Source organism: Achromobacter sp. SLBN-14 (genome assembly GCF_006715415.1).
Taxonomy (GTDB): Bacteria; Pseudomonadota; Gammaproteobacteria; order Burkholderiales; family Burkholderiaceae_B; genus Achromobacter; species Achromobacter mucicolens.
The window spans coordinates 3,938,901-3,960,005 of record NZ_VFNE01000001.1 but is presented as its reverse complement, the minus strand read 5'-3'; the positions used below and the strand labels follow the sequence as shown (position 1 = coordinate 3,960,005).

The following is a 21,105-nucleotide window of genomic DNA, read 5'->3' as shown; positions in this document are numbered from 1 at the left end:
GAGCGCCGAAATCTTACAGTAAGCTGAACGTTTGTCAGACTTCCGGCCACAGGAATTCCGGGAAGCAGCCGTCCGGGTCGAACAACGTCTTGACCCGTCCGTCCAGCCGGACGGTGGCCAGCCCGGGGGCCGCCGGCCCGGGGCGGGAAGCGGGCTCGTCCGCGGCCTGAGCGTCGTTGCCAGGGGGCACGTCGGTCAACACCGCGCCTTGCAACCAGACGAGCGTGCCGCCGTGGCCCAACAGCAATTGCGCCAGGTTGACGGTGGCCGGCGCCTCGGGCTTGAGCGCATCCAGCCGGTAGCGGCCCAGCCAGTGATAGCCGTCGTTGGTGGCGAACGCGTCGCCGCCGGAGGCCAGCTGGAACAGCGCGGGCACCAGGCGCTGGACGGTGGCCGAGCGCAGGGGCTGGACATCGGCCTCGCCAAACGCCCCCAGCGTTTCCTCGACGCCATCGGCCAGCAGCACGTCCGCCGCCGCAAGGCCCGAGGCCGCGCAATGGCCCGCCGGCCAGGCAGCCGGCGCCGCCACCCATTGAGCCAGCGTCAAGTCGCCCGGCAACCCGGCAAATTGCCGCAGGCCGGCGCTGGCCAGCTCGGCCAAGGTCACGCCCGGCTGCGCGTGCCAGCGGGGCGTGCCGCCCGCCAGCCGCGTCAAGCCGGTCAGCAGCACGGGATCGACCCGCAGGCGAGGCCGGGCCGAAGGCGCGAACGGTCCCGCCGCGCCCTCCAGTTCCAGGACCACCCGGTATTCGGCGCACAATTTGCGGGCCTGCACGACGTCGGCGCCGCGGACGGGCGTCACGACGGCGCACGTGCCGTCTGCGCCGCCCTCGCCCAGGTCGCGGACCTTGCCCTGGCACACCAGCGCCAGGCGTTGCACGAAGGCCGCCCACGGCGTCTGGACGGGCCGACGTCCCAGGAGGAAGGCGCGCCGGGATGGCTGCATGACTACAATTCCTTTTTTGCTAGATGACGCTTTCGAGATTCCGATGCCCCGCCTTGCCACCCGCACTCACGATTTCCTGACGTTCCAGGTGATGGAACTGTTCAAGCAGGCGCAGGCGCTGCAGGCGGCCGGAAGAGACATTATCAGCCTGGGCATCGGCGAACCGGACTTTACCGCGCCCCCTCAGGTCGTGGAAGCGCTGGACCGCGCCGCGCGCGCGGGCCTGAGCGGCTACAGCCCGGGCGCGGGGATCGCCCCGCTGCGCGAAGCCATCGCGCAGTTCTACCGCGACCAGTTCGGCGCCGCCATCGATCCGCGCCGCGTCATCGTCACCGCGGGCGCCTCGGGCGCCCTGACGCTGGCTTGCGCGGCGCTGGTCAACACGGGCGGCGAGGTGCTGATGCCCGATCCGTCCTATCCCGCCAACAGCAATTTCGTGCTGGCCGCGGGCGGCGTGCCCCGCCTGATCGCCAGCACGGCCGACAAGCGCTTCCAGTTGTCCGCCGACGACGTCGCGCGCCACTGGACGCCGGCCACGCAGGGCGTGATGGTGGCCTCGCCCAGCAATCCCACTGGCACCTCGATCGCCCACGGTGAACTGGCCGAGCTGCTGGCGCAGGTGCGCGCCCGTGACGGCTTTGCCATCGTCGACGAAATCTATCTGGGGCTGTCGTACGACGGCCAGCCGCGCTCGGCCCTGACGCTGGACGACGACGTCATCGTCATCAACAGCTTTTCCAAGTACTTCCACATGACGGGCTGGCGCCTGGGCTGGATGATCGTGCCGGACGACATGGTCGCGCCGGTGGAGAAGATTGCCTCCAGCCTGGCGATCTGCGCGCCCACGCTGGCCCAGCACGCCGCGCTCGCCTGCTTTACTCCCGCCGCGCTGAAGATCTTCGAACACCGCCGCGAGGCCTTCAAGCAGCGCCGCGACTACCTGCTGCCGCAATTCGAACGCCTGGGCATCGACGTGCCAGTCAAGCCGGACGGCGCCTTCTATATCTATGCGGATATCAGCAGCCTGGGCATGGACAGCGCCGCGTTCTCGCAGCGCCTGCTGCTGGAAGCCGGCGTGGCCGCGGTGCCGGGCCTGGACTTCGGACCGGCGCACGCCGCCCACACCATGCGTTTTTCCTACGCCACCGGCCTGGATCGCCTGGAAGAGGCGGTGGCCCGGATGGGCGTGCTGCTGCAACGCTGACCGGACGAAAAAAAACGCGCCCCGATGGGGCGCGCCTGTTGCCGGAGCAGGACGCAGGATCAGTCGCGTGCCAGCGCGATGCCCGAGGCGAGCGCCAGGCGGCGGCGTTCCGCCTGCACCTTCGCCCCATAGCCGTTGTCGTCCGGACCGGTGGACCCCACGTAACACGCCAGGCCGCCGTCCACGGAACCGCGGCGGTTGATGCAGTCGCGCAGGATCGTGGCGCCCACGCCGATGTTGGCGGCCGGGTCCAGCGGGTTCTTGCCGACCGCGTCAAACTTGTCCTGGTGCACGCTGGTCATGACCTGCATCAGGCCCTGCGCGCCCACGTGGCTTTCGGCCAGGGGGTTGTAGCGCGATTCGATGGCGATCACGGCCAGGACCAGCAAGGGGTCAAGCTGCTTTTCGCGGCTGACCTTGTACACGGTGTTCAACAGCGGGCCGGTCGCGTCATACGCGACCTTGTATTTGCGCGAGATATAGTTGCGCAGTGCTTCCGCCTGTGGCCCCGTGGCCGCCGAAGCGGTCTTCTTGGGCGCGGGCGGCGCGAGTCGGGCCGGCCCCAGCATGCCGGTGGCGTTGCTGATAGGGGCGGCGGGTACGGCCATGGCAATTGCCGACGACGTGTCGGCACCCAGTTCGGAGCCGGCTTCGGATTCGGAGCTGGCCTGCATGGATGAAGGCGCGAGGGCGGTCAACAAGGCTTTGTGCACTTGCAATGCCTGGTCGCGCAAACCAGGCAGGGCGAATCCCATGCTTACCGTCACAATGACCGCAATGCCCAGATAGACAGAGCAAATGCGCAGGGATTCGGCAAGATATTGGTGCACTCCTTGGGCCATGTTCCTGAACAGGCTGGCCACTGACGCATCGGGCATAAAACCTCCTGCGTAAAAAAGAGGGAGTCAATGTTAACCTCTCTTTGAACCTGAAATGTAACCAAATCGCTGGGATCTGTAGTGAAATACCGCGACCTTAGAGACTTCATCGCCCAACTTGAACGCATGGGCGAGCTCAAACGCATTGCCGCGCCGGTGTCGACGCAGCTTGAAATGACGGAGATTTCCGACCGCGTGCTGCGGGCCGAAGGCCCCGCCCTGCTGTTCGAAAACGCCCGCCACAACGGCCAGCCCGCGCAGATGCCGGTGCTGGCCAATCTGTTCGGCACCCCCGCGCGCGTGGCGCGCGGCATGGGTGCCGACGACGTCAGCGCGCTGCGCGACATCGGAGAGCTGCTGGCCTCGCTGCGCGAGCCCGAGGCGCCCAAGGGCCTGCGCGATGCGCTGGCCAAGGTGTCGATGCTGAAGTCCGCGCTGTGGGACATGAGCCCCAAGAACGTCAAGAGCCCCGCCTGCCAGGAAATCGTCTGGGAAGGCAAGGACGTGGACCTGACGCGCCTGCCCATCCAGACCTGCTGGCCGGGCGACGTGGCGCCGCTCTTGACCTGGGGCCTGGTGATCACGCGCGGGCCCAACGCCAAGCGCCAGAACCTGGGCATCTACCGCCAGCAGTTGCTGGGTCCGAACAAGCTCATCATGCGCTGGCTGTCGCATCGCGGCGGCGCGCTGGATTTCCGCGACCACGCGATCGCCAACCCCGGCACGCCCTTTCCCATCGCCGTGGCGTTGGGCGCCGATCCGGCCACCACGCTGGGCGCCGTCACGCCGGTGCCGGACAGCCTGTCCGAATACCAGTTCGCGGGCCTGCTGCGCGGCTCGCGCACCGAAGTCGCGCAGGCGCTGGGCAGCAACCTGTCCGTGCCGGCCTGGGCCGAGATCGTGCTGGAAGGCCATCTGCTGCCCTCCTCGGACCCGCGCGCCAACAAGCCCGTTGTTCCCGACGGCGTCAATCCGCCGCCCGACACCGGCTACGAAATGGCGCTGGAAGGCCCGTACGGCGACCACACCGGTTACTACAACGAGCAGGATTGGTTCCCGGTCTTCACGGTCGAGCGCATCACGATGCGCCGCAATCCGATCTATCACTCCACCTACACCGGCAAGCCGCCCGACGAGCCCGCCGTGCTGGGCGTGGCGTTGAACGAGGTGTTCGTGCCGCTGCTGCGCCGCCAGTTGCCGGAAATCGTGGACTTCTACCTGCCGCCCGAAGGCTGCAGCTATCGCCTGGCCGTCGTGTCGATCCGCAAGCAGTACGCGGGCCACGCCAAGCGCGTCATGTTCGGCCTGTGGAGCATCCTGCGCCAGTTCATGTACACCAAGTTCATCGTGGTCGTGGACGAAGACATCAACCCGCGCGACTGGAAGGAAGTGGTCTGGGCGATGACCACCCGCATGGACCCGGTGCGCGACACGCTGCTGGTGGAGAACACGCCGATCGACTATCTGGATTTCGCCTCGCCGGTGTCCGGCCTGGGCGGCAAGATGGGTCTGGACGCCACCAACAAGTGGCCGGGCGAAACCAACCGGGAATGGGGCACGCCCATCACGATGGACGCCGACGTCAAGAAACGCGTGGACGACATGTGGGGGCAGTTGGGGCTGTAGCCGGCTGCACCGCGCGCAAATAACAAAGCCCCGTCAAACGGGGCTTTGTCTTTTCAGCTGGCGTCAGTTCAATCGCGTTCCGGATCATCATCCTGGCGCATGCCGCGCACGGCCTTCAGGATCTGCCAGCCCACGAACGCGCCGCCGGCAAGTTTGAGCAGTTTGCCCCGCTTGCCGCCACGCATGAACATGGCGGACAGCGACGAACTGATGATGGGATAGCGCCGCGCCAGCGTGATGGCCTGCAAGGCCCAGCGGGACGCGCCGCCCGATGCCAGGCCCGGCAGCATGCCGCGGATGAGCGCGCTGGGTTCCAGCCTGCGCCCGGCCGACACGATGTTCTGCGCCAGCGACTCGCGCTCGATTGCCGCGCGGGCGCGCAGCAGTTCGATGCGCACGGCGCGGTCGACGGTGGGAGATCGTTTGTGCATGACTCAGAACCCCTCGCGCCGGCGCACCGCCGTCTCGTCGTCGGCTTGGGCTTCGCGCACCCTGTCCAGCAGCTCCGCATCGCGGCCCAGCTCTTCGAGCGTGGCCGAGAACGGCGCCGGTCCGTAGACGAGTCCGTGGCGCACCACCAGCAGCAGCACCACGCCAGCAACACCATAGAACCCCGCCAGCAGGCCAAGGGCCAGATAGCGGTCTTCCGTGGGCCAGAACGCCACGGCGATGGTGATGGTAGCCACCAGCACCGCCAGCGTCAGAAATAGCAGGGCCGCAAACGCCAGACCCAGCAGCTTGAGCAGGCGCGCCTTTTCGTCCGCGGCTTCAAGAGCCAGCAGCTCCAACCGCGTGCGCATCAGCCCGACCAGGCTGGAGGCAACACCGAATACAGTTTTTCTTAGACCCATGGCTGAAAGAACGCCGGGCGGCAGGCAGCGGCGTATCGCCGTGCCTGCCGCCCGGACATCCTGCCCTGTCAGCGGCGGCTGATCAGCAAGCCGAGCAGCAGGCCGGTCACGCCTGCCACCCCGATGGCTTGCCAGGGATTGTCGTGCACGTAGTCGTCCGTCGCGCGGGCAGCCTTGCGGCCGCGTTCGAGAACGGCGTCCTGCGCTTCGTACAGCGCCTCACGCGTGCGACGCAGCGACGTCAGCGCGCGGTCGCGCAGTTCGTTGGCCTTGTCGCCGGTGCTGCTGGCGGCTTCGCGCAGCAGGCTTTCGGCGTCGTTCAGGCTGGTCTTGACACTGTCGATCAGTTTTTCTTTTGCGACGTCTTCGGATTTTCTCGTTGCCATTTTCTGAGCTCCTGTTGTGTGTCCATGACGAGACGATGATACCAGCGGCCAAGCGGGCGCAAACGCCCGCTTGCTACCGGGTGCTACTTGATCTGCGTAATCTCAACGGCGGACTTCACGCCGCCCTGATCGATGTCCTGCTTCATCACCAGATTCACGGCCGGGCAATACCAATCCGTGACCGTCGTGTTCATGCCGGGAATGGGAATGGTCAGGCCCTGGAACGTGGCCATCGTGGGATCCGAATTGCGGGTATAGGTGATCGGGTGGCAAGACTGCTTGCCCAGCGCCGTGGTCAGCGCGGTCTTCTGGCCGACGGTTTTTTCGCCGATGCGCACCGTGGTGCTGGGCTGGCCGCCAACGGGCGCTTCCTTGCCGATCTTCAGGCGAAACGACGAGCCGGGCAACTTCTGGCCCGAAGCCAGTTTGCCGTCGTAGGCAAAGAGGCCGAGCATGCGCAGGTCGAACTGGCCTTCGGAGGGTTTGGGCGCTTCGCCGGCGGTGGAGTAGCGCAGGAAGGTGGCTTGGCCGCCCTTGACCGTCATCAGGTAATCGAGCTTGGATTTGCCGGGCGGCAGGCCTGCGTAGCTGAACGTGGCCAAGCCCTGCACGCGGGCGCGGCAGTTGTCGCCATTGCTTTTTGTAACCTCGGCAAAAGTCAGGTCGGCGCCCAGCGCCAGATTGCCCGTGCCGGTCAGTTGGACCGAGCCGCCGTCGTGCATGAATTGCGCGTCGCACACGCCAGCCTGCACCGAGGCGGCCGCGCCCAACGCGCCGGCCGCTAGAACCAGGGATGCCATTTTTCGCATCGTCGTCACAAGCCACTCCAGAAAACGGAAAATGCCGTCCCCGCCTTGAGGGACGGCTGGCTTGATACTACACCGGTTGCCGCGCGCGGCGTATGTCCGAACGTGTCGTCACGCAAGCGCCGCCGCCGGGGCGCGCGTCATCAGCGACCTGATCTCCGGCACACACGAGCCGCAACCGGTGCCGCAGCCCAGCGTGTCCTTCAGCGCCGCCAGGTCGCAACCCTGCTCGATGCCCTTCAGGATGGCCGCTTCGCTTACGCCGTTGCAGACGCAAACCGTCCGGGAGCGCGCCGCGCCCGCGACGCGTCCCATCAGCAGCGCCGCGGCGCTTGCCGGCGCCTCGCCGCCCGCCGCCCAGGCCAGCATCGCGTCCTGCGCACGCAGATCGCCGGTCAGCAAAAAGGCGCGCGGCACGCCCTGCCCGACCGCGACCCGCCGCAAGCAGCCGCGCGCCGGGTCGTCGTACGCGACCGCCGGGCGCCGCAGGTCCAGCGCGTCGGCCAGTTCATGCAGCACGGCGGCATCCGGCGCGACGCGGCTCGCCAGCCGCAGCCGCACGCCCCCGGCGACCGCCGGCAGCACGACGGCGTAGTCGAAACGGCGCAGCCACGGCGCAAGCCGGGCCCGCAACGCCACGGCGTCGCCCTGCCGCCAGGCCGCGGCCTGCCACGCAAGCCCGGCCGGTTCCGCGCGCAATGCGGTGAACTTGAGCTCCGGCTGGCGCGAGACGGGATCGGACGCCGGATTGGTCAGGGCGTTCACGCCCAACCCGGCCATGAAGGCGCCGCCCCAGTGCATCGGCACAAAAGCGTGTCCCGGCCGCAGCGTGTCGTCCGCCTGCACCGGCAGCACCAGACCGCCGCGCCGCGAGTCCAGCCGGGCCAGGTCGCCGGCCGCAAGGCCAAGGCGGCGCATGTCGTCCGGATGCAGCGACACCCACGGCTCCTCGACGTGCTGGATCAGCGCCCGGGCAAGCGAGGTGCGCGCCATGGTGTGCCAGTGATCGCGCAAGCGGCCGGTGGTGAGCTGCAGCGGATAGTCTTCCGAGACCGCTTCGGCCGTCGGCCGCCAGGACACGTCGCAGAATCGGGCCCGGCCGCTCGCCGTGGGAAAGACGCCGTCGGCATAGAGGCGCGGCGTGCCCTGTCCGGCGCGATACGGCCACTGCTGCGGTCCGCCCGCTTCCAGCGCGGCGTAGTCCAGCGCGCTGTAGTCCAGGTCCCGGCCGGCCGTCATGCGCGCGTGTTCGGCGAAGACCTCGCTTTCATCGCGATAGGCGAAAAGACCCGCCTTGTGCGGCGCAATGCGCGCGGCCAGCCGTAGGGCGACCGCCTGCGCCAGCCGCCAGTCCGGCTGCGCGTCGCCGGGCGGCGCGATCGCCGCGCGGACCCGGCTGATGCGCCGCTCGGAATTGGTCACGGTGCCGGACTTCTCGGGCCATGTCGCCGCCGGCAACACCAGGTCGGCATGGGCCAGCGTCTCGGTGCCGGCATACGCCTCCTGCACGATAACGAACTCGGCGCGCGCCAATGCGGCCCGCACGCGCGCCTGATCGGGCAGCGACTGCGCCGGGTTGGTCGCGGCAATCCACAGGACCTTGATGCGCCCGTCCGCCACGGCGTCGAACATATCGAGCGCCGTGGCGCCCGGCGCGTCGGGCAGACTGTCCACGCCCCACAGCCACGCGACCTCGGCGCGGTGCGCAGCGGACGCCGGATCACGGTGGCCCGGCAGCAGCGTCGCCATGCCGCCGGCCTCTCGGCCGCCCATGGCATTGGGCTGTCCGGTCAGCGAAAACGGCCCCGCGCCGGGACGCCCGATCTGACCCGTGGCCAGATGCAGGTGAATCAGCGCCGCGTTCTTGTCGGTGCCCGCGACCGACTGGTTCAAGCCCATCGTGTACAGCGACAACGCCGCGCCCGCCTTGCCGAACCAGCGCGCGGCCTGGACGATGTCGTCTGCCGGCACGCCGCAGATGCGCTGCGCCGCCTCGGGCGTGACCGTCTGCACGCTCGCCCGCAGCGCCTCGAAGCCCTCGGTATGGCGCGCAATGTAGTCCTCGTCGGCCAAGCCTTCGCGCAGCATCACGTGCAGCATGGCATTGAAGAGCGCCACATCCGACCCCGGCGCAATCGGCAGATGCAGGTCGGCAAACGCGGCCGTGTCAGTGCGGCGCGGATCGGCCACGATCACCTTCATGTCCGGACGCTGCGCGCGTGCGGCTTCCAGCCGCCGGAACAGCACCGGATGCGCGTAGGCCATGTTGGACCCGGCGATCAGCACCGTGTCGGCCAGCTCCAGGTCTTCATAGCAGGCGGGCGGCGCGTCCGCGCCCAGCGTGCGCTTGTAGCCCGACACCGCGCTCGACATGCAGAGCCGGGAATTGGTGTCGATGTTGTTGGTGCCCGCCAGCGCCCGCGCCAGCTTGTTGAAGACCGCGTAGTCTTCCGTCAGCAACTGGCCCGACAGGTAAAAGCCCACCGAATCGGGCCCATGCTTGGCGATCGCCTCGGCCAGCCGGTCCGCGGCCATGTCCAGCGCGGGCGTCAGCCCGATATCCCGCAGCGGCTCGCCACGGGCCTCGCGCCATTGCGCCGACAGCACGCGCGCGTCATCGCGCCGCACGGTGTCGCCAAGCGCCAGGCCCTTGCTGCAGAGGCGCCCGCGATTCGCCGGATGCGAGTCGTCGCCGCGCACGCCCGCCACCGCGCCGCCGCGCACCTGCACGCGCACCCCGCAGCCCGTGCCGCAATAGCAGCAGATGGACGCGACCTCATGCGCCGCCTCACTGACGATTTCAATCCGTCGCGCCATCGGCATGTCCATGTCCTACTCCCTTGCCGCGCCTTCGCCAAGCATGAGCTGCTCGCGCAGCACGCCGATGCCGGTTCCTTCACGAATGAGCCGCATGTACCACGCGCTGTCCGCCGTATCGCCGTACAGGCAGGCGCCCACCAGCCGGTCGTTCTGGATCACCAGCTTCTTGTAGACGCCGCCCGGCATGTCGGCCAGCGTGATGGTCTCGGTCTGCGCGCCGCCCGCAAAGTCGCCTGCGGAAAACAGGTCGATGCCGGTGACCTTGAGCTTGGTCGACGTGACACTGCCTTCGTATCGGCCGATGCCATGCTGCGCAAGGTGATTGGCCGCGACCTTGGCCTGCTCGAAAAGCGGCGCCACCAGGCCGTATGCCGTGCCGCGATGGCTGACGCATTCGCCCACCGCGTAGATGCGGGGGTCGAAGGTCTGCAAGGTGTCGCTGACCACAACGCCGCGATCCACATGCAGGCCGCAGCGTTGAGCCAGCTCGGTGTTGGGCCGCACGCCCGCCGCCATCACCACCAGGTCGGCGGGGACTTCGGAGCCGTCCGCGAAGCGCACCGCGCGCACGCGCCCGTCCGGCCCGCCGAGGATCGCCTCGGTCTGGTGCTGAAGCAGGAACGTCAGGCCACGGGCCTCCAGGCTTTCGCGCAGCAGCGCGGCGGCCTCGCCGTCCAGTTGCCGGTCCAGCAACGCCGCGCCCAGATGCACCACCGACACGGCCATGCCACGCGCCGCCAGGCCGTTTGCAGCCTCAAGCCCCAGCAATCCGCCCCCGATCACCACGGCGTGGCGGTAACGCGAGGCGGCGTCGATCATCAGGTTGACGTCGCCAATGTCGCGAAACGCCACCACGCCCGCCAGGTCGTGACCCGGCACCGGCAGGATGAAAGGCTTGGATCCGGTCGCCAGCAACAGCCGGTCGTACGGCGTGCGCGTGCCGTCGTCGGCCACGACCATACGCCGCGCGCGGTCGATGCCGGTCACCGTGCACTGGCGCCGCAGGCGGATGCCGTGGCTGGCATACCAAGCCTCGTCATTCAGCACGATGTCCTGCAGCGTGCGCTCGCCGGTCAGCACCGGCGACAGCAGGATGCGGTTGTAGTTGGTGTGGGGCTCGGCGCCGAACACCGTGATGTCGTAAAGATCGGGCGCGAGCTTGAGCAGCTCCTCCACGGTCCGGATGCCGGCCATGCCGTTGCCGACCACGACCAGCTTCTGCCTGGCTTGCATGACCGCCCCCTTACGCGGCGGCGCGCGCCGCTGCTGCTGCGCTGGCTTCCTGCAACGGCGCGGGCACGACGGCAAGCGCGGCGTTGGCCTGGACCGCGGCCTGGGAACGCTCGGGATTGCCATGCCGGCGATGCAGGAAGTCCACCACGCCCGCGCGGCACGCCAGGTACGTCGGATCGTTGGCGAGCCGCACGCGGTCGCGCGGCCGGGGCAGCGGCACCTGCAGGATCTCGCCGATGGTCGCGGCCGGTCCATTGGTCAGCATGACGATGCGGTCCGACAGCAGCACGGCCTCGTCCACATCGTGCGTGACCATGATGGTGGTCGTGCGGGTCTTGGCCACGATCTTGAGCAGCTCGTCCTGCAGATGCGCGCGCGTCAGCGCATCCAGCGCGCCGAACGGCTCGTCCATCAGCAGCACGCCGGGCTCGATCGCCAGCGCGCGCGCGATGCCCACGCGCTGCTTCATGCCGCCCGAGATCTCGCGCGGCAGCTTGTTCTGCGCCGGCAGCAGGCCCACCAGGTCCAGGGCGGCGCGCGTGCGCTCGGCCAGCTGGGCGCGCTTTTCCGTGGCGCCGAACACCCGCTCGACCGCCAGGTGCACGTTCTGGAAACACGTCAGCCACGGCAGCAGCGAATGGTTCTGAAACACCACCGCGCGGTCCGGACCCGGGCCGGTGATCTCGCGTTCGGCGCACAGCAGCACGCCGCTCGTCGGCCGGGTCAGGCCGGCGATCAGGTTCAGCAAGGTGGACTTGCCGCAGCCGGAGTGGCCGATCAGCGTGATGAACTCGCCCTGCTCGACCGTCAGGTCGATGTCGCGCAGCGCCACGAAGGCGCCCTTGCGGGTGTCAAAGGTCTGTCCCACGCGCTCGATGCGTACGAATTTCTTCATGGCGCTATTCCTCGGTGTAGGTGAAACGGCGGGCCAGCGCGACCAGCAGGGTCTCCAGCAGCAGCCCCACGATGCCGATCACGAAAATGGCGATGACGATGTGCTCGACCTTCAGGTTGTTCCACTCGTCCCACAACCAGAAGCCGATCCCGGTGCCGCCCGTCAGCATCTCGGCGGCCACGATCACCAGCCATGCCGTGCCGATGGACAGCCGCACGCCGGTCAGCATGTAGGGCAGCACCGCGGGCAAGAGCACCTTGGTCGTGAGCTTCCATTCGGACAGGTTCAGCACGCGCGCCACGTTCAGGTAATCCTGCGGCACGCGCGACACGCCCACCGCGGTGTTGATGATCATCGGCCAGATCGAACAGATGAAGATGGCCCAGATCGCGGCCGGATTGGCCGCCTTGAACAGCAGAAGCCCAAGCGGCAGCCACGCCAGCGGCGACACCGGCCGCAACAGGCTGACGATGGGCGAGAACATCGCGCGCACCGCGGCGTAGCGGCCGATCGCAAAGCCCACGGGGATGCCGACCAGCGCCGCCAGCCCGAATCCCGCCGCCACGCGTTCCAGCGAAGCCAGCAGGTTCCAGCCGATGCCCTTGTCGTTCGGACCGTTGTCATAGAACGGATCGGCGAACAGTTCCACGGCCGCATGCCACGTGACCCCGGGCGTCGGAATCTCCGGGATGCGCATCGCCACCACCTGCCAGACGAGCACAAAGAGCGCAAAGCCGGCAACCGGCCCCACCACGGCCTTCAATGCCGATTCCAGGCGTTCCCGCCACAGCGCGGCAAATTCGCTGCCGCGGCTTGTCATCGTTACGGTAGACATCGCCAGTCCCCTTCTCGTAGCGGCCGTCAGGCCTTGACCTTGAAACCGTCGGCATAGGCCGCGGGATTGCTGCCGTCCCAGACCACGCCGTCGATCAGCGTGGACGTGCGCGTTTCACTGGCAGGCAGCGCAACGCCCGCGGCCTGCGCCGCCTGCTTGTAGAGGTCGATGCGGTTGATCTGCCTGGCAATCGCCTGGTAGTCCGGGTGTTCCTTGAGCAAGCCCCAGCGCTTGTGCTGCGTCAGGAACCACATGCCGTCGCTCAGGTACGGAAAGTTGGCGGCGCCGTCGGCGTAAAAGCGCATGGCGTGCGCGTCCGACCATTTCTTGCCCAGGCCGTCGTCGTACTGCCCCAGCATGCGGTCCACGATGCCGCTGGCGTCCGTGTTGACGTAGGACTTGGCGGCGATGGTCTCGGCCGTCTTGCGGCGGTTTTCGGGCGACGCGTCGATCCACTTGCCGGCTTCCAGGATCGCGGCAGTGACGGCGCGCGCGGTGTTCGGGTTGCGGTTCACGAAATCGGCGCTGGCGCCCAGGACCTTCTCGGGATGGTCCGTCCAGATTCCCTGCGACGTCACCGTGGTGAAGCCGATCTTGTCCATGATGGCGCGCGCGCCCCAGGGCTCGCCCACGCAGTAGCCATCCATGTTGCCCACCCGCATGTTGGCCACCATCTGCGGCGGCGGCACGGTGATCACCTTGGCGTCCTTCATGGGATTGATGCCATGCGCCGCCAGCCAGTAATACAGCCACATCGCGTGCGTGCCGGTCGGAAAGGTCTGCGCGAACGTGTACTCGCGCTTGTCCGCGGCCATCAGCTTGGCGAGCGATTCGCCGTCGCGCGCGCCGGCTTCCAGCAGCTTGTTCGATAGGGTGATGGCTTGTCCGTTCTGGTTCAGGCTCATCAGCACGGCCATGTCCTTCTTCGGTCCGCCGATGCCCAGGTGCACGCCGTAGACCAGGCCATACAGCACGTGCGCCATGTCCAGCTCGCCGTTCATGAGCTTGTCGCGCACGGCGGCCCACGAGGCTTCCTTGGATGGCGTGATCTTGACGCCGTATTTCTTGTCGATGCCCAGCACCGACGCCATCACCACCGATGCGCAGTCGGTCAGCGGGATGAAGCCGATCTTCACCTCGGTCTTTTCCGGGGCGTCGGTGCCCGCCGCCCACGCGCCGGCGCGCACCAGCGGGTCGACCAATGAAAGCAGACCGGCGCCAGCCACCGCGCGCGCCGTGCCGCTGAGCCATTTGCGGCGGCCGGCATTGGCGGTCATGTCGGCGCGGGCGGCGTCGGTCGAGGGACTGCGGGTCATAGGCGTCATGCGAGGCTCCTTGCGGGTGGCGGCAAAAAAAAACGTTCCGCGCGCCACGGATCTCTATCCAGTGGCGCAGCGGAACGTCGTTGTCCCTGGCCGCATGATGCGGCGCGTTGCGTCGGGCGACCGCCGTTGGCCGCCCCGACTTCACTCAAGCAATCGCCGTGCCAGATTTCTGGCGGTCTGCGCAAACCGCGCCGCAACCCGCGCCAGCGCTGGCGATGCGCCCAACCCGCGCCGGTCTGGCCTCGCCGGGCTGAATCAGGGGCGGAGCCAAGTTGGTGCGCAGTCTGATGCCGCACCGCACCATCGCTGTGCGGCGCACGCCCCGCCATCGTGCGCGCACGCCCCGCGCCGCGCGCGGCAACGATGGCATGGAACTTGCATCAGTCATCGCACAGGGGGGGTTTCATGTTGAAGGTCATGCTGCTCAACGATGGCGAGGGACGCGCGGCGTCGCTGCGGCAAACGCTTGCCGCGGCGGGCGTGCACGTCGTGGCCGAGGTCGCGCCCGGCACGGACCTGGCCGCCAGCATCGCGCAGTCCGCCGCCGACGTGGTGCTGATCGACAGCGACGCCCCCGGCCGCGACACGCTGGAGAACATCTGTGTGGCCAGTTCGCACAGCGACCGCCCGGTCGTGATGTTCACCGACGATGGCAATCGCGAAACCATCCGCACGGCCTTGCGCGCAGGCGTTGCCGCCTACGTGGTCGGGGACGTGCCGGCCGCACGCATCGAACCCCTGCTGACCGTGGCGATCGAGCGCTTCGCCATGGAAAAAACCCGGCGCGAGGAATTGCGCGAGGCGCAACTGAGGCTGGCGGACCGGCAGTGGGTGGAAAAAGCCAAGGGTATCCTGATGAAGACGCGCGCCGTGACCGAGGACGAGGCCCACCGGCTGCTGCGCGAGCGCGCCATGCAGAGCCAGAAGCGGCTGGGCGAGGTCGCCCGCGAGGTCGTCGAGATGAGCCAATGGCTGGGCAGCGCCTGACGGGCAGCCAAATAAGTTATGGCTATATGAAATAAAGAAATCAAAAGTTGTGGGGATGAGAGCCCGTCCCTATCATCGACCCACATTGAGCCGGGTGCGCCCGAGGCTGGCATACATGAAGCTTTTCCCGATTTTTGCCGATCTGACAGACCGGCTGGTACTCGTTGTTGGCGGCGGCGCGGTCGCCGAGCGCAAGACCCTGGCCCTGCTGGAAGCCAGCGCAAACGTGGTCGTGGGCGCGCCGGCACTGACGCCCGCGCTGGCGGCGCTTGTGTCCGAGGGCCGCGTGCGCCACCTGCCCGGGACGTTCAACCCCGATTGGCTGCAAGACGTCTGGCTGGTGGTGGCCGCCACCGACGATCGGACGGTCAATGCCGCGGTGTCCCAGGCCGCCGAGGCGCGCCGTATTTTCAGCAACGTGGTCGACGACCCCGAACTGTCGTCCTTCCAGGTGCCGTCCATCGTAGACCGCTCCCCCGTCATCGTCGCCATTTCGTCGTCGGGCGTGGCGCCCGTGCTGGCGCGCCGCATCCGCGAACGCATCGAGTCGCTGTTCGACCACACGCTGGGCCAGCTGGCCGGCCTGGCCGCCGTCTACCGCAAGCGCATTCGCGCCAGCCACCCCGACCTGGGCGCGCGCCGGCGCTTCTACGACTGGCTGCTGGACGGCCCGGTGGCGGGTTTTCTGCGCCAGCAGCAGCCGGCGCAGGCCGAGGCCGCGCTGGCCGACGCGTTAGCCGCGCCGATTGCGCCCGCCGAGGGCAGCGTCGTGCTGGTGGGCGCGGGGCCGGGCGATCCGGGCCTCTTGACGCTCAAGGCCTTGCGCGCGCTGAACGAAGCCGATGTCATTCTTTACGACCGCCTGGTCAGCGACGAGGTCATGTCGCTGGCCCGGCGCGACGCCGAACGCGTGCCCGTGGGCAAGCTGCCGGGCGAAAACCATCACGCCACGCAGGCGCGCATCCATGGTCTGCTGGTGGAATACGCGCAGGCGGGCCGCCGCGTGGTGCGGCTAAAGGGCGGCGACGCCTTCATTTTTGGCCGCGGCGGCGAGGAACTGGAGTTTTTGCGCGCGCATGGCGTGCGCTATGAGGTGGTGCCCGGCATCACCGCGGCGCTGGCCTGTGCGGCCTATGCCGGCATTCCGCTGACGCACCGCGAACACGCCCAATCGGTGCGCCTCATCACCGCGCATTGCCGCGAAGACGAAGACAACCTGGATTGGCCCGCGCTGGCGCGCGAAAAGCAGACCTTGGCGTTCTACATGGGGGTGGGCCAGCTTGATCTGCTGACGCAGCGCCTGCTCCGCCACGGCCGCTCGCCAGACACGCCGTTCGCACTGATCGAGAACGGCAGCCGGCCCGAACAGCGCGTGGTGTCGGGACGGCTCGCGCAACTGCCGGAACTGGCCCGCGACCATGCCGTCCGCTCTCCGGCCCTGCTGATCGTGGGCGAGGTCGCCGGCCTGGCGCCCCAATTGCACTGGTTTGGCCAGCATCTGGGGCAGCCGGCGCTGACGGCCTAGAACCGCTGTCCGGCGCGGCATCGGCGCTGCGCCGGTTCTTCACGGCCGATATCCCTGCCGGGCACGGCCGGATGGGGCTTCAGCCCTTTTGCTGCGTGCCGAAGATGCGGTCGCCGGCGTCGCCCAGGCCCGGCATGATGTAGCCGTGCTCATTCAGACCCTCGTCGATGGACGCCGTGTAGATATGCACGTCCGGGTGCTTGTTGAGCACCGCGTCGATGCCCACGGGCGCCGCCACCAGCACCAGCGCGCGGATCTCCTTGCAGCCGGCGCGCTTGAGCAGGTCGATGGCGGCAACCATCGAACCGCCCGTGGCCAGCATGGGATCGACGATCAGCGCCAGGCGCTGGTCGAGTTCGCCCACCAGGCGTTCCAGATAGGTGTGGGCTTCCAGCGTCTCTTCATTGCGAGCCACGCCCACGACGCTGACCTTGGCGCCCGGGATCAGGCTCAGCACGCCGTCCAGCATGCCGATGCCGGCGCGCAGGATGGGCACCACGGTGACTTTCTTGCCGGCGATCTTCTCGACTTCGACCTGCCCGCACCAGCCCTCGACCGTGGCGGGCGCCAGCGGCAGGTCCTTGGACGCTTCGTACGTCAGCAGCGCGCCCACTTCCTGCGACAGTTCACGGAAGCTCTTGGTACTGAGGTCGGCGCGCCGCATGATCCCGAGCTTGTGGCGGATCAGCGGATGGCGGATTTCGTGCACGGGCATGTGCGTAACTCTCCAGAGTATTTGTTGGTCAGAATGCTTTCGGCCTCAGGCGGACCCGGCGCGGCGCAGCGCACCTGCGCCACCCGCTCGCGAGCCACACGAGAGGATCGTAATCGTTTTGGGCCCGCCCCGCCGCCGGGCCGCCCCAAGGCGGGGCAGCCCCCTTGGGGGGCAGCAAGCGCATGAAATGCGCGCGGCGTGGGGGCTCATATTCATTGTTCGGCGAGCCAGGAGATCAAGGCGTCGTCGAATGCCCGGACGGCGCCTGCCTGCTCGTGGTTCACGATGCTGACGACCACGTAGCGCTTGCCGCTGGCGCCGAGCACGTAACCGGCGATCGAGCGCACGTCGCGCAGCGAGCCGGTCTTCAGGTGGGCCATGCCCAGCGTGCCGTTGCCCTTCAGGCGGCGGCGCACGGTGCCGTCCACGCCGGCGATGGCGAAGGACGAAATGTATTCCGGCATCACCGGCGAATTCCAGGCCACGGTCAGCATCGACGCCAGGCTGTCCGCCGACACGCGGGCGTCGCGCGACAGGCCGGCGCCGTTGTCGATGACCAGTTCCGGCATGTCCAGCCCCTGCTTGGCCAGAAGCTGCTTGGCCACTTCCTCGCTGCTGCCGACGGTGGCCGGACGGCGGCCCCGCTCGGCGCCCAGCGTCAGCAGCAGGGTGCGCGCCATGACGTTGTTGCTGCGCTTGTTGATCTGGCGGATCGCCTCGGCCAGCGTGGGCGAGTCGTGCGAGGCCAGCACCACGGCGTCGGCCGGCACCATGCCGGACCGGACCTGTCCCTTGAACGTGCCGCCCAGCTCCTTCCAGAGCATGCGGAAGACTTCGGTGGCGTATTCGGGCTGGGACAGCGCCAGGCGATACAGGCTGAACTCGCCGCAGGAACCGGCCACCTTGCCGTTGACGCGGATGGTGACGCCCTGCTGGGTAATGAGGGGGTCGGTCGTGACCACCGGCGGGCCGGGACAGCGCACGTCGCTCCATTCGACCTGGCCTTCGATCTTCAGGCCGGGCAGCGGCGGATCGATCAGCGGCACCCATTTGTTGGCGACCGGGTCCGGCGTGAACAGCAGCCGCAGCGCGCCAAAGCCCACCATCAGCGCGTCCGGGCTGGCGTTGTAAGCCCGGTCGGGCGCGCCGTCGAACGCGCCCGGGTCGGTCGTGACCTGGCCGAAGATGCTGCGGTCGATCACGAGATCGTTGATCTGCTTGACCCCGCGCAGCCGCAGTTCGCGCAGCAGCGTCCACAGGTCCTGCATCAAGAATTGGGGATCGCCGCCGGCCCGCAGGTACAGCGGCCCGGCCAGCACGCCCTTGGCGTCGGGACGCGCGCCGGGCGCCGTCATGAATTCGGTGCGCCAGACGTAATTGGGGCCCAGCTCGGACAGCGCTGCCCAGGTCGTGACCAGTTTCATCACCGAGGCCGGATTGCGGGCTTCCTTCGCGTTGAGCGCCACGAGCCGCGGGCCGCCGACCTCCTGGACCACCAGCGACAGCGAACTTTCCGGCAGCTTGCTCGCCTTCCAGGCCTTGACCACGTCGGGGGGCAATCCTGGAACCTGCGCAAAGGCGGCGTGCGCGGCCAGGGCCAGGACACCGCCGGCCAGCCATTGCTTCAGTCCGCCCACCCGCCTGATCACTTGTCCCGTCATTGCACGCCCACCCGGTTGCTCGTCCAGCAAAACCGAGAGCATACAAAACCTGGACGGATTGCGGGCGGCGCGAGGCCGCCCCGAGCGCCGGCGCAGACGCATTTAACTGCGCAAGCCGCCGTTCCGCCCCTATTAACCGTCCCCTTTACAATAGCGGGTTGCCCCAAGCCCGCCAGGCGGGCCCCACTCATCCCGATATCCGCGTGACCCAGTCCTTCACCGTTTCCGATTTCGACTACGAACTGCCGCCCGAGCTCATTGCGCAGACGCCCGCTGCCCAGCGCACAGGCAGCCGCCTGCTGCACCTGGATGCCGCCAGCCAGCTCCATGACCGCCAGTTCGCCGACCTGACCTCCCTGCTGCGTCCGAACGACCTGCTGGTGTTCAACGACACCCGCGTCATCAAGGCGCGCCTGCCCGGCCACAAGATCACCGGCGGCAAGATCGAGGTGCTGGTCGAACGCATCACCGAGCCCGACCGCGTCCTGGCGCACGTGCGCGCCAGCAAGTCGCCGGGCCCCGGCATGGTCCTGCGCCTGGCCGACGCCTTCGAGGCCACCGTGCTGGGCCGCGAGGGCGAACTCTTCGACATCCGCTTTCCGGGCCCCGTGCTCGACCTGCTGGACGCGCACGGCGCCACGCCGCTGCCGCCCTACATCACGCATGCGGCGGACGCGGGCGACGACGACCGCTACCAGACGGTCTACGCGCGCGAACCTGGCGCGGTCGCCGCGCCCACGGCCGGCCTGCACTTTGACCAGCCCACGCTGGATCGCCTGGCCGGGCTGGGCGTGGCCCGCGCCTTCGTCACGCTGCACGTGGGCGCCGGCACCTTCCAGCCAGTGCGCGTGGACAACCTGGCCGACCACGTCATGCACGCGGAATGGTTCACGGTGCCCCAAGCCACCGTGGACGCCATTGCCGCGGCCCGCGCCAAGGGCGGACGCGTGATCGCCGTCGGCACCACCAGCGTGCGCGCCCTGGAATCGGCCGCCGCGCAGACCGAGGGCCACACCGCCCCCGGCGTCCCGCTGGCCACCGCCCAGGGCGACACGCGCCTGTTCATCACCCCGGGCTACGCGTACCGTGTGGTGGACGCGCTGGTCACCAACTTCCATCTTCCCCAGTCGACCCTGCTGATGCTGGTGTCGGCGCTGGCCGGCGTCGAGCCCATCCGCCGCGCCTACGCCCACGCCGTCGCCGCGCGCTACCGCTTTTTCAGCTATGGCGACGCCATGTTCATCGAAACCCCTGCCCAATGACCGGACTCAACTTCGAACTGCTCGCCACCGACGGCGGCGCCCGCCGCGGCCGCATCACGCTGAACCACGGCGTGATCGAGACCCCCATCTTCATGCCGGTGGGCACCTACGGCAGCGTCAAGGCGATGATGCCGCACGAGCTCAAGGAAATCGGCTCGCAGATCGTGCTGGGCAACACTTTCCACCTGTGGCTGCGCCCGGGCACCGAAATCATGGAAAAGCATGGCGGCCTGCATGGCTTCATGCAGTGGGACAAGCCCATCCTGACCGATTCGGGCGGCTTCCAGGTGTTCAGCCTGCAGGGCATGCGCAAGATCACCGAGGAAGGCGTCAAGTTCGCCTCTCCCATCGACGGCGCGCGCCTGTTCCTCACGCCTGAAGAATCGATGCGCATCCAGCGCTCGCTCAACTCCGACATCGTCATGGTGTTCGACGAGTGCACGCCCTATGAAATCGACGGCCGCCCCGCCACCGTCGAAGAAGCCGCCCGCTCGATGCGCATGTCGCTGCGCTGGGCGCGCCGCTCGCGCGATGAATTCGACCGCCTGGGCAACCCGAACGCGCTCTTTGGCATCGTGCAGGGCGGCATGTACGAGTCGCTGCGCGACGAATCGCTGGCTGGCTTGCAGGAAATCGGCTTTCACGGCTACGCGATCGGCGGGCTGTCGGTAGGCGAGCCCAAGGAAGACATGATGCGCATCCTGGCGCATGTCACGCCCAAGCTGCCCGCGCAGGCGCCGCGTTACCTGATGGGCGTCGGCACCCCCGAAGACCTCGTCGAGGGCGTGAGCCGCGGCGTCGACATGTTCGACTGCGTGATGCCGACCCGCAATGCGCGCAACGGCTGGCTGTTCACGCGCTTTGGCGACGTCAAGATCCGCAACGCCAAGTACCGAGACGATACCCGTCCGCTGGACCCGAGCTGCAGCTGCCACACTTGCGGCAATTTCTCGCGCGCATACCTGCACCATCTGCAGCGCGCCAACGAAATCACCGGCGCGCGCCTGAACACGCTGCACAACCTGCACTTCTATCTGACTATCATGAAGGAAATGCGCGAGGCAATTGCAGAAGGCCGTTTTGACGCCTGGCGCGCCCAGTTCGCCGCGGACCGTGCCCGCGGCGTGGAGTAGTCCGGTAAAAAAGCCGC

At 68.2% G+C, this 21,105-nt stretch carries 18 protein-coding genes and 1 pseudogene; 6 read left to right on the top strand and 13 right to left on the bottom strand.

What is annotated here, in order from left to right; translation table 11 throughout:
- Nucleotides 1-34: 34 nt before the first annotated feature.
- Nucleotides 35-946, bottom strand: a complete 912-nt coding sequence (locus FBY20_RS17995) for an FAD-binding protein (protein WP_142053794.1) — start codon at nt 944-946, stop codon at nt 35-37.
- A 43-nt stretch (nt 947-989) separates the two neighbouring features.
- Between FBY20_RS17995 and FBY20_RS17990 the strand changes: the two genes are divergently transcribed.
- Complete coding sequence (locus tag FBY20_RS17990) at nt 990-2,150, top strand: pyridoxal phosphate-dependent aminotransferase (RefSeq protein WP_142053792.1); 1,161 nt, start codon at nt 990-992, stop codon at nt 2,148-2,150.
- Between the two features lie 59 nt (nt 2,151-2,209).
- On the opposite strand, the gene FBY20_RS17985 is transcribed toward FBY20_RS17990, so the two are convergent.
- Nucleotides 2,210-3,028: a lytic transglycosylase domain-containing protein gene (locus FBY20_RS17985; protein ID WP_056326644.1), complete on the bottom strand. Its 819-nt coding sequence runs from the start codon at nt 3,026-3,028 to the stop codon at nt 2,210-2,212.
- Nucleotides 3,029-3,109: 81 nt separating this feature from the next.
- On the opposite strand from FBY20_RS17985, the gene ubiD reads away from it, so the two are divergent.
- A complete protein-coding gene (ubiD, locus tag FBY20_RS17980; protein ID WP_142053790.1) occupies nt 3,110-4,654 on the top strand; it encodes a 4-hydroxy-3-polyprenylbenzoate decarboxylase in 1,545 nt (514 codons plus the stop codon).
- Between the two features lie 68 nt (nt 4,655-4,722).
- Here ubiD and FBY20_RS17975 read toward each other — a convergent pair whose 3' ends face one another.
- From FBY20_RS17975 to FBY20_RS17935, 9 genes and pseudogenes are all read right to left on the bottom strand, one after another.
- Entirely contained in the window at nt 4,723-5,085 is a 363-nt protein-coding gene (locus FBY20_RS17975) for a hypothetical protein (protein WP_056326640.1), read from the bottom strand.
- 3 nt (nt 5,086-5,088) lie between these two features.
- Nucleotides 5,089-5,505 carry a phage holin family protein gene (locus FBY20_RS17970; protein ID WP_056326639.1) on the bottom strand — a complete coding sequence of 139 codons (417 nt, stop codon included), beginning with the start codon at nt 5,503-5,505 and terminating at the stop codon, nt 5,089-5,091.
- 68 nt (nt 5,506-5,573) lie between these two features.
- A complete protein-coding gene (locus FBY20_RS17965; RefSeq protein ID WP_056326638.1) occupies nt 5,574-5,891 on the bottom strand; it encodes a YqjD family protein in 318 nt (105 codons plus the stop codon).
- Nucleotides 5,892-5,974: 83 nt separating this feature from the next.
- Entirely contained in the window at nt 5,975-6,700 is a 726-nt protein-coding gene (locus tag FBY20_RS17960; RefSeq protein WP_174245477.1) for a hypothetical protein, read from the bottom strand.
- Between the two features lie 108 nt (nt 6,701-6,808).
- On the bottom strand, nt 6,809-9,526 hold the full coding sequence (locus FBY20_RS17955; RefSeq protein ID WP_142053786.1) for a nitrate reductase: 2,718 nt from the start codon (nt 9,524-9,526) through the stop codon (nt 6,809-6,811).
- 21 nt (nt 9,527-9,547) lie between these two features.
- Nucleotides 9,548-10,750, bottom strand: a pseudogene (locus FBY20_RS17950) (NAD(P)/FAD-dependent oxidoreductase); the annotation flags it as partial.
- A 10-nt stretch (nt 10,751-10,760) separates the two neighbouring features.
- Nucleotides 10,761-11,645, bottom strand: coding sequence for an ABC transporter ATP-binding protein (locus FBY20_RS17945; RefSeq protein ID WP_142053784.1), 885 nt, complete (start codon nt 11,643-11,645; stop codon nt 10,761-10,763).
- 4 nt (nt 11,646-11,649) lie between these two features.
- Nucleotides 11,650-12,480 carry a nitrate ABC transporter permease gene (gene ntrB / locus FBY20_RS17940; protein ID WP_142053782.1) on the bottom strand — a complete coding sequence of 277 codons (831 nt, stop codon included), beginning with the start codon at nt 12,478-12,480 and terminating at the stop codon, nt 11,650-11,652.
- 26 nt (nt 12,481-12,506) lie between these two features.
- A complete protein-coding gene (locus FBY20_RS17935) occupies nt 12,507-13,805 on the bottom strand; it encodes a CmpA/NrtA family ABC transporter substrate-binding protein (protein ID WP_142053780.1) in 1,299 nt (432 codons plus the stop codon).
- Between the two features lie 405 nt (nt 13,806-14,210).
- Here FBY20_RS17935 and FBY20_RS17930 point away from each other — a divergent pair, with 405 nt between their 5' ends.
- Together FBY20_RS17930 and cysG are read left to right on the top strand one after the other, a co-directional pair.
- A complete protein-coding gene (locus FBY20_RS17930) occupies nt 14,211-14,792 on the top strand; it encodes an ANTAR domain-containing response regulator (protein WP_056326624.1) in 582 nt (193 codons plus the stop codon).
- 115 nt (nt 14,793-14,907) lie between these two features.
- The gene (cysG, locus tag FBY20_RS17925; protein WP_142053778.1) at nt 14,908-16,317 is read left to right on the top strand and encodes a siroheme synthase CysG; all 1,410 of its coding nucleotides are present in this window, start codon (nt 14,908-14,910) and stop codon (nt 16,315-16,317) included.
- 79 nt (nt 16,318-16,396) lie between these two features.
- Here cysG and upp read toward each other — a convergent pair whose 3' ends face one another.
- Nucleotides 16,397-17,032: a uracil phosphoribosyltransferase gene (gene upp, locus FBY20_RS17920; protein ID WP_056326620.1), complete on the bottom strand. Its 636-nt coding sequence runs from the start codon at nt 17,030-17,032 to the stop codon at nt 16,397-16,399.
- 212 nt (nt 17,033-17,244) lie between these two features.
- The gene (dacB, locus tag FBY20_RS17915) at nt 17,245-18,693 is read right to left on the bottom strand and encodes a D-alanyl-D-alanine carboxypeptidase/D-alanyl-D-alanine-endopeptidase (protein WP_056326619.1); all 1,449 of its coding nucleotides are present in this window, start codon (nt 18,691-18,693) and stop codon (nt 17,245-17,247) included.
- Nucleotides 18,694-18,896: 203 nt separating this feature from the next.
- Between dacB and queA the strand changes: the two genes are divergently transcribed.
- On the top strand, nt 18,897-19,955 hold the full coding sequence (gene queA, locus FBY20_RS17910) for a tRNA preQ1(34) S-adenosylmethionine ribosyltransferase-isomerase QueA (protein ID WP_056326617.1): 1,059 nt from the start codon (nt 18,897-18,899) through the stop codon (nt 19,953-19,955).
- On the top strand, nt 19,952-21,088 hold the full coding sequence (tgt, locus tag FBY20_RS17905) for a tRNA guanosine(34) transglycosylase Tgt (RefSeq protein WP_142053776.1): 1,137 nt from the start codon (nt 19,952-19,954) through the stop codon (nt 21,086-21,088). The genes queA and tgt overlap by 4 nt, the downstream gene beginning before the upstream one ends.
- The last annotated feature ends 17 nt before the right edge of the window (nt 21,089-21,105 follow it).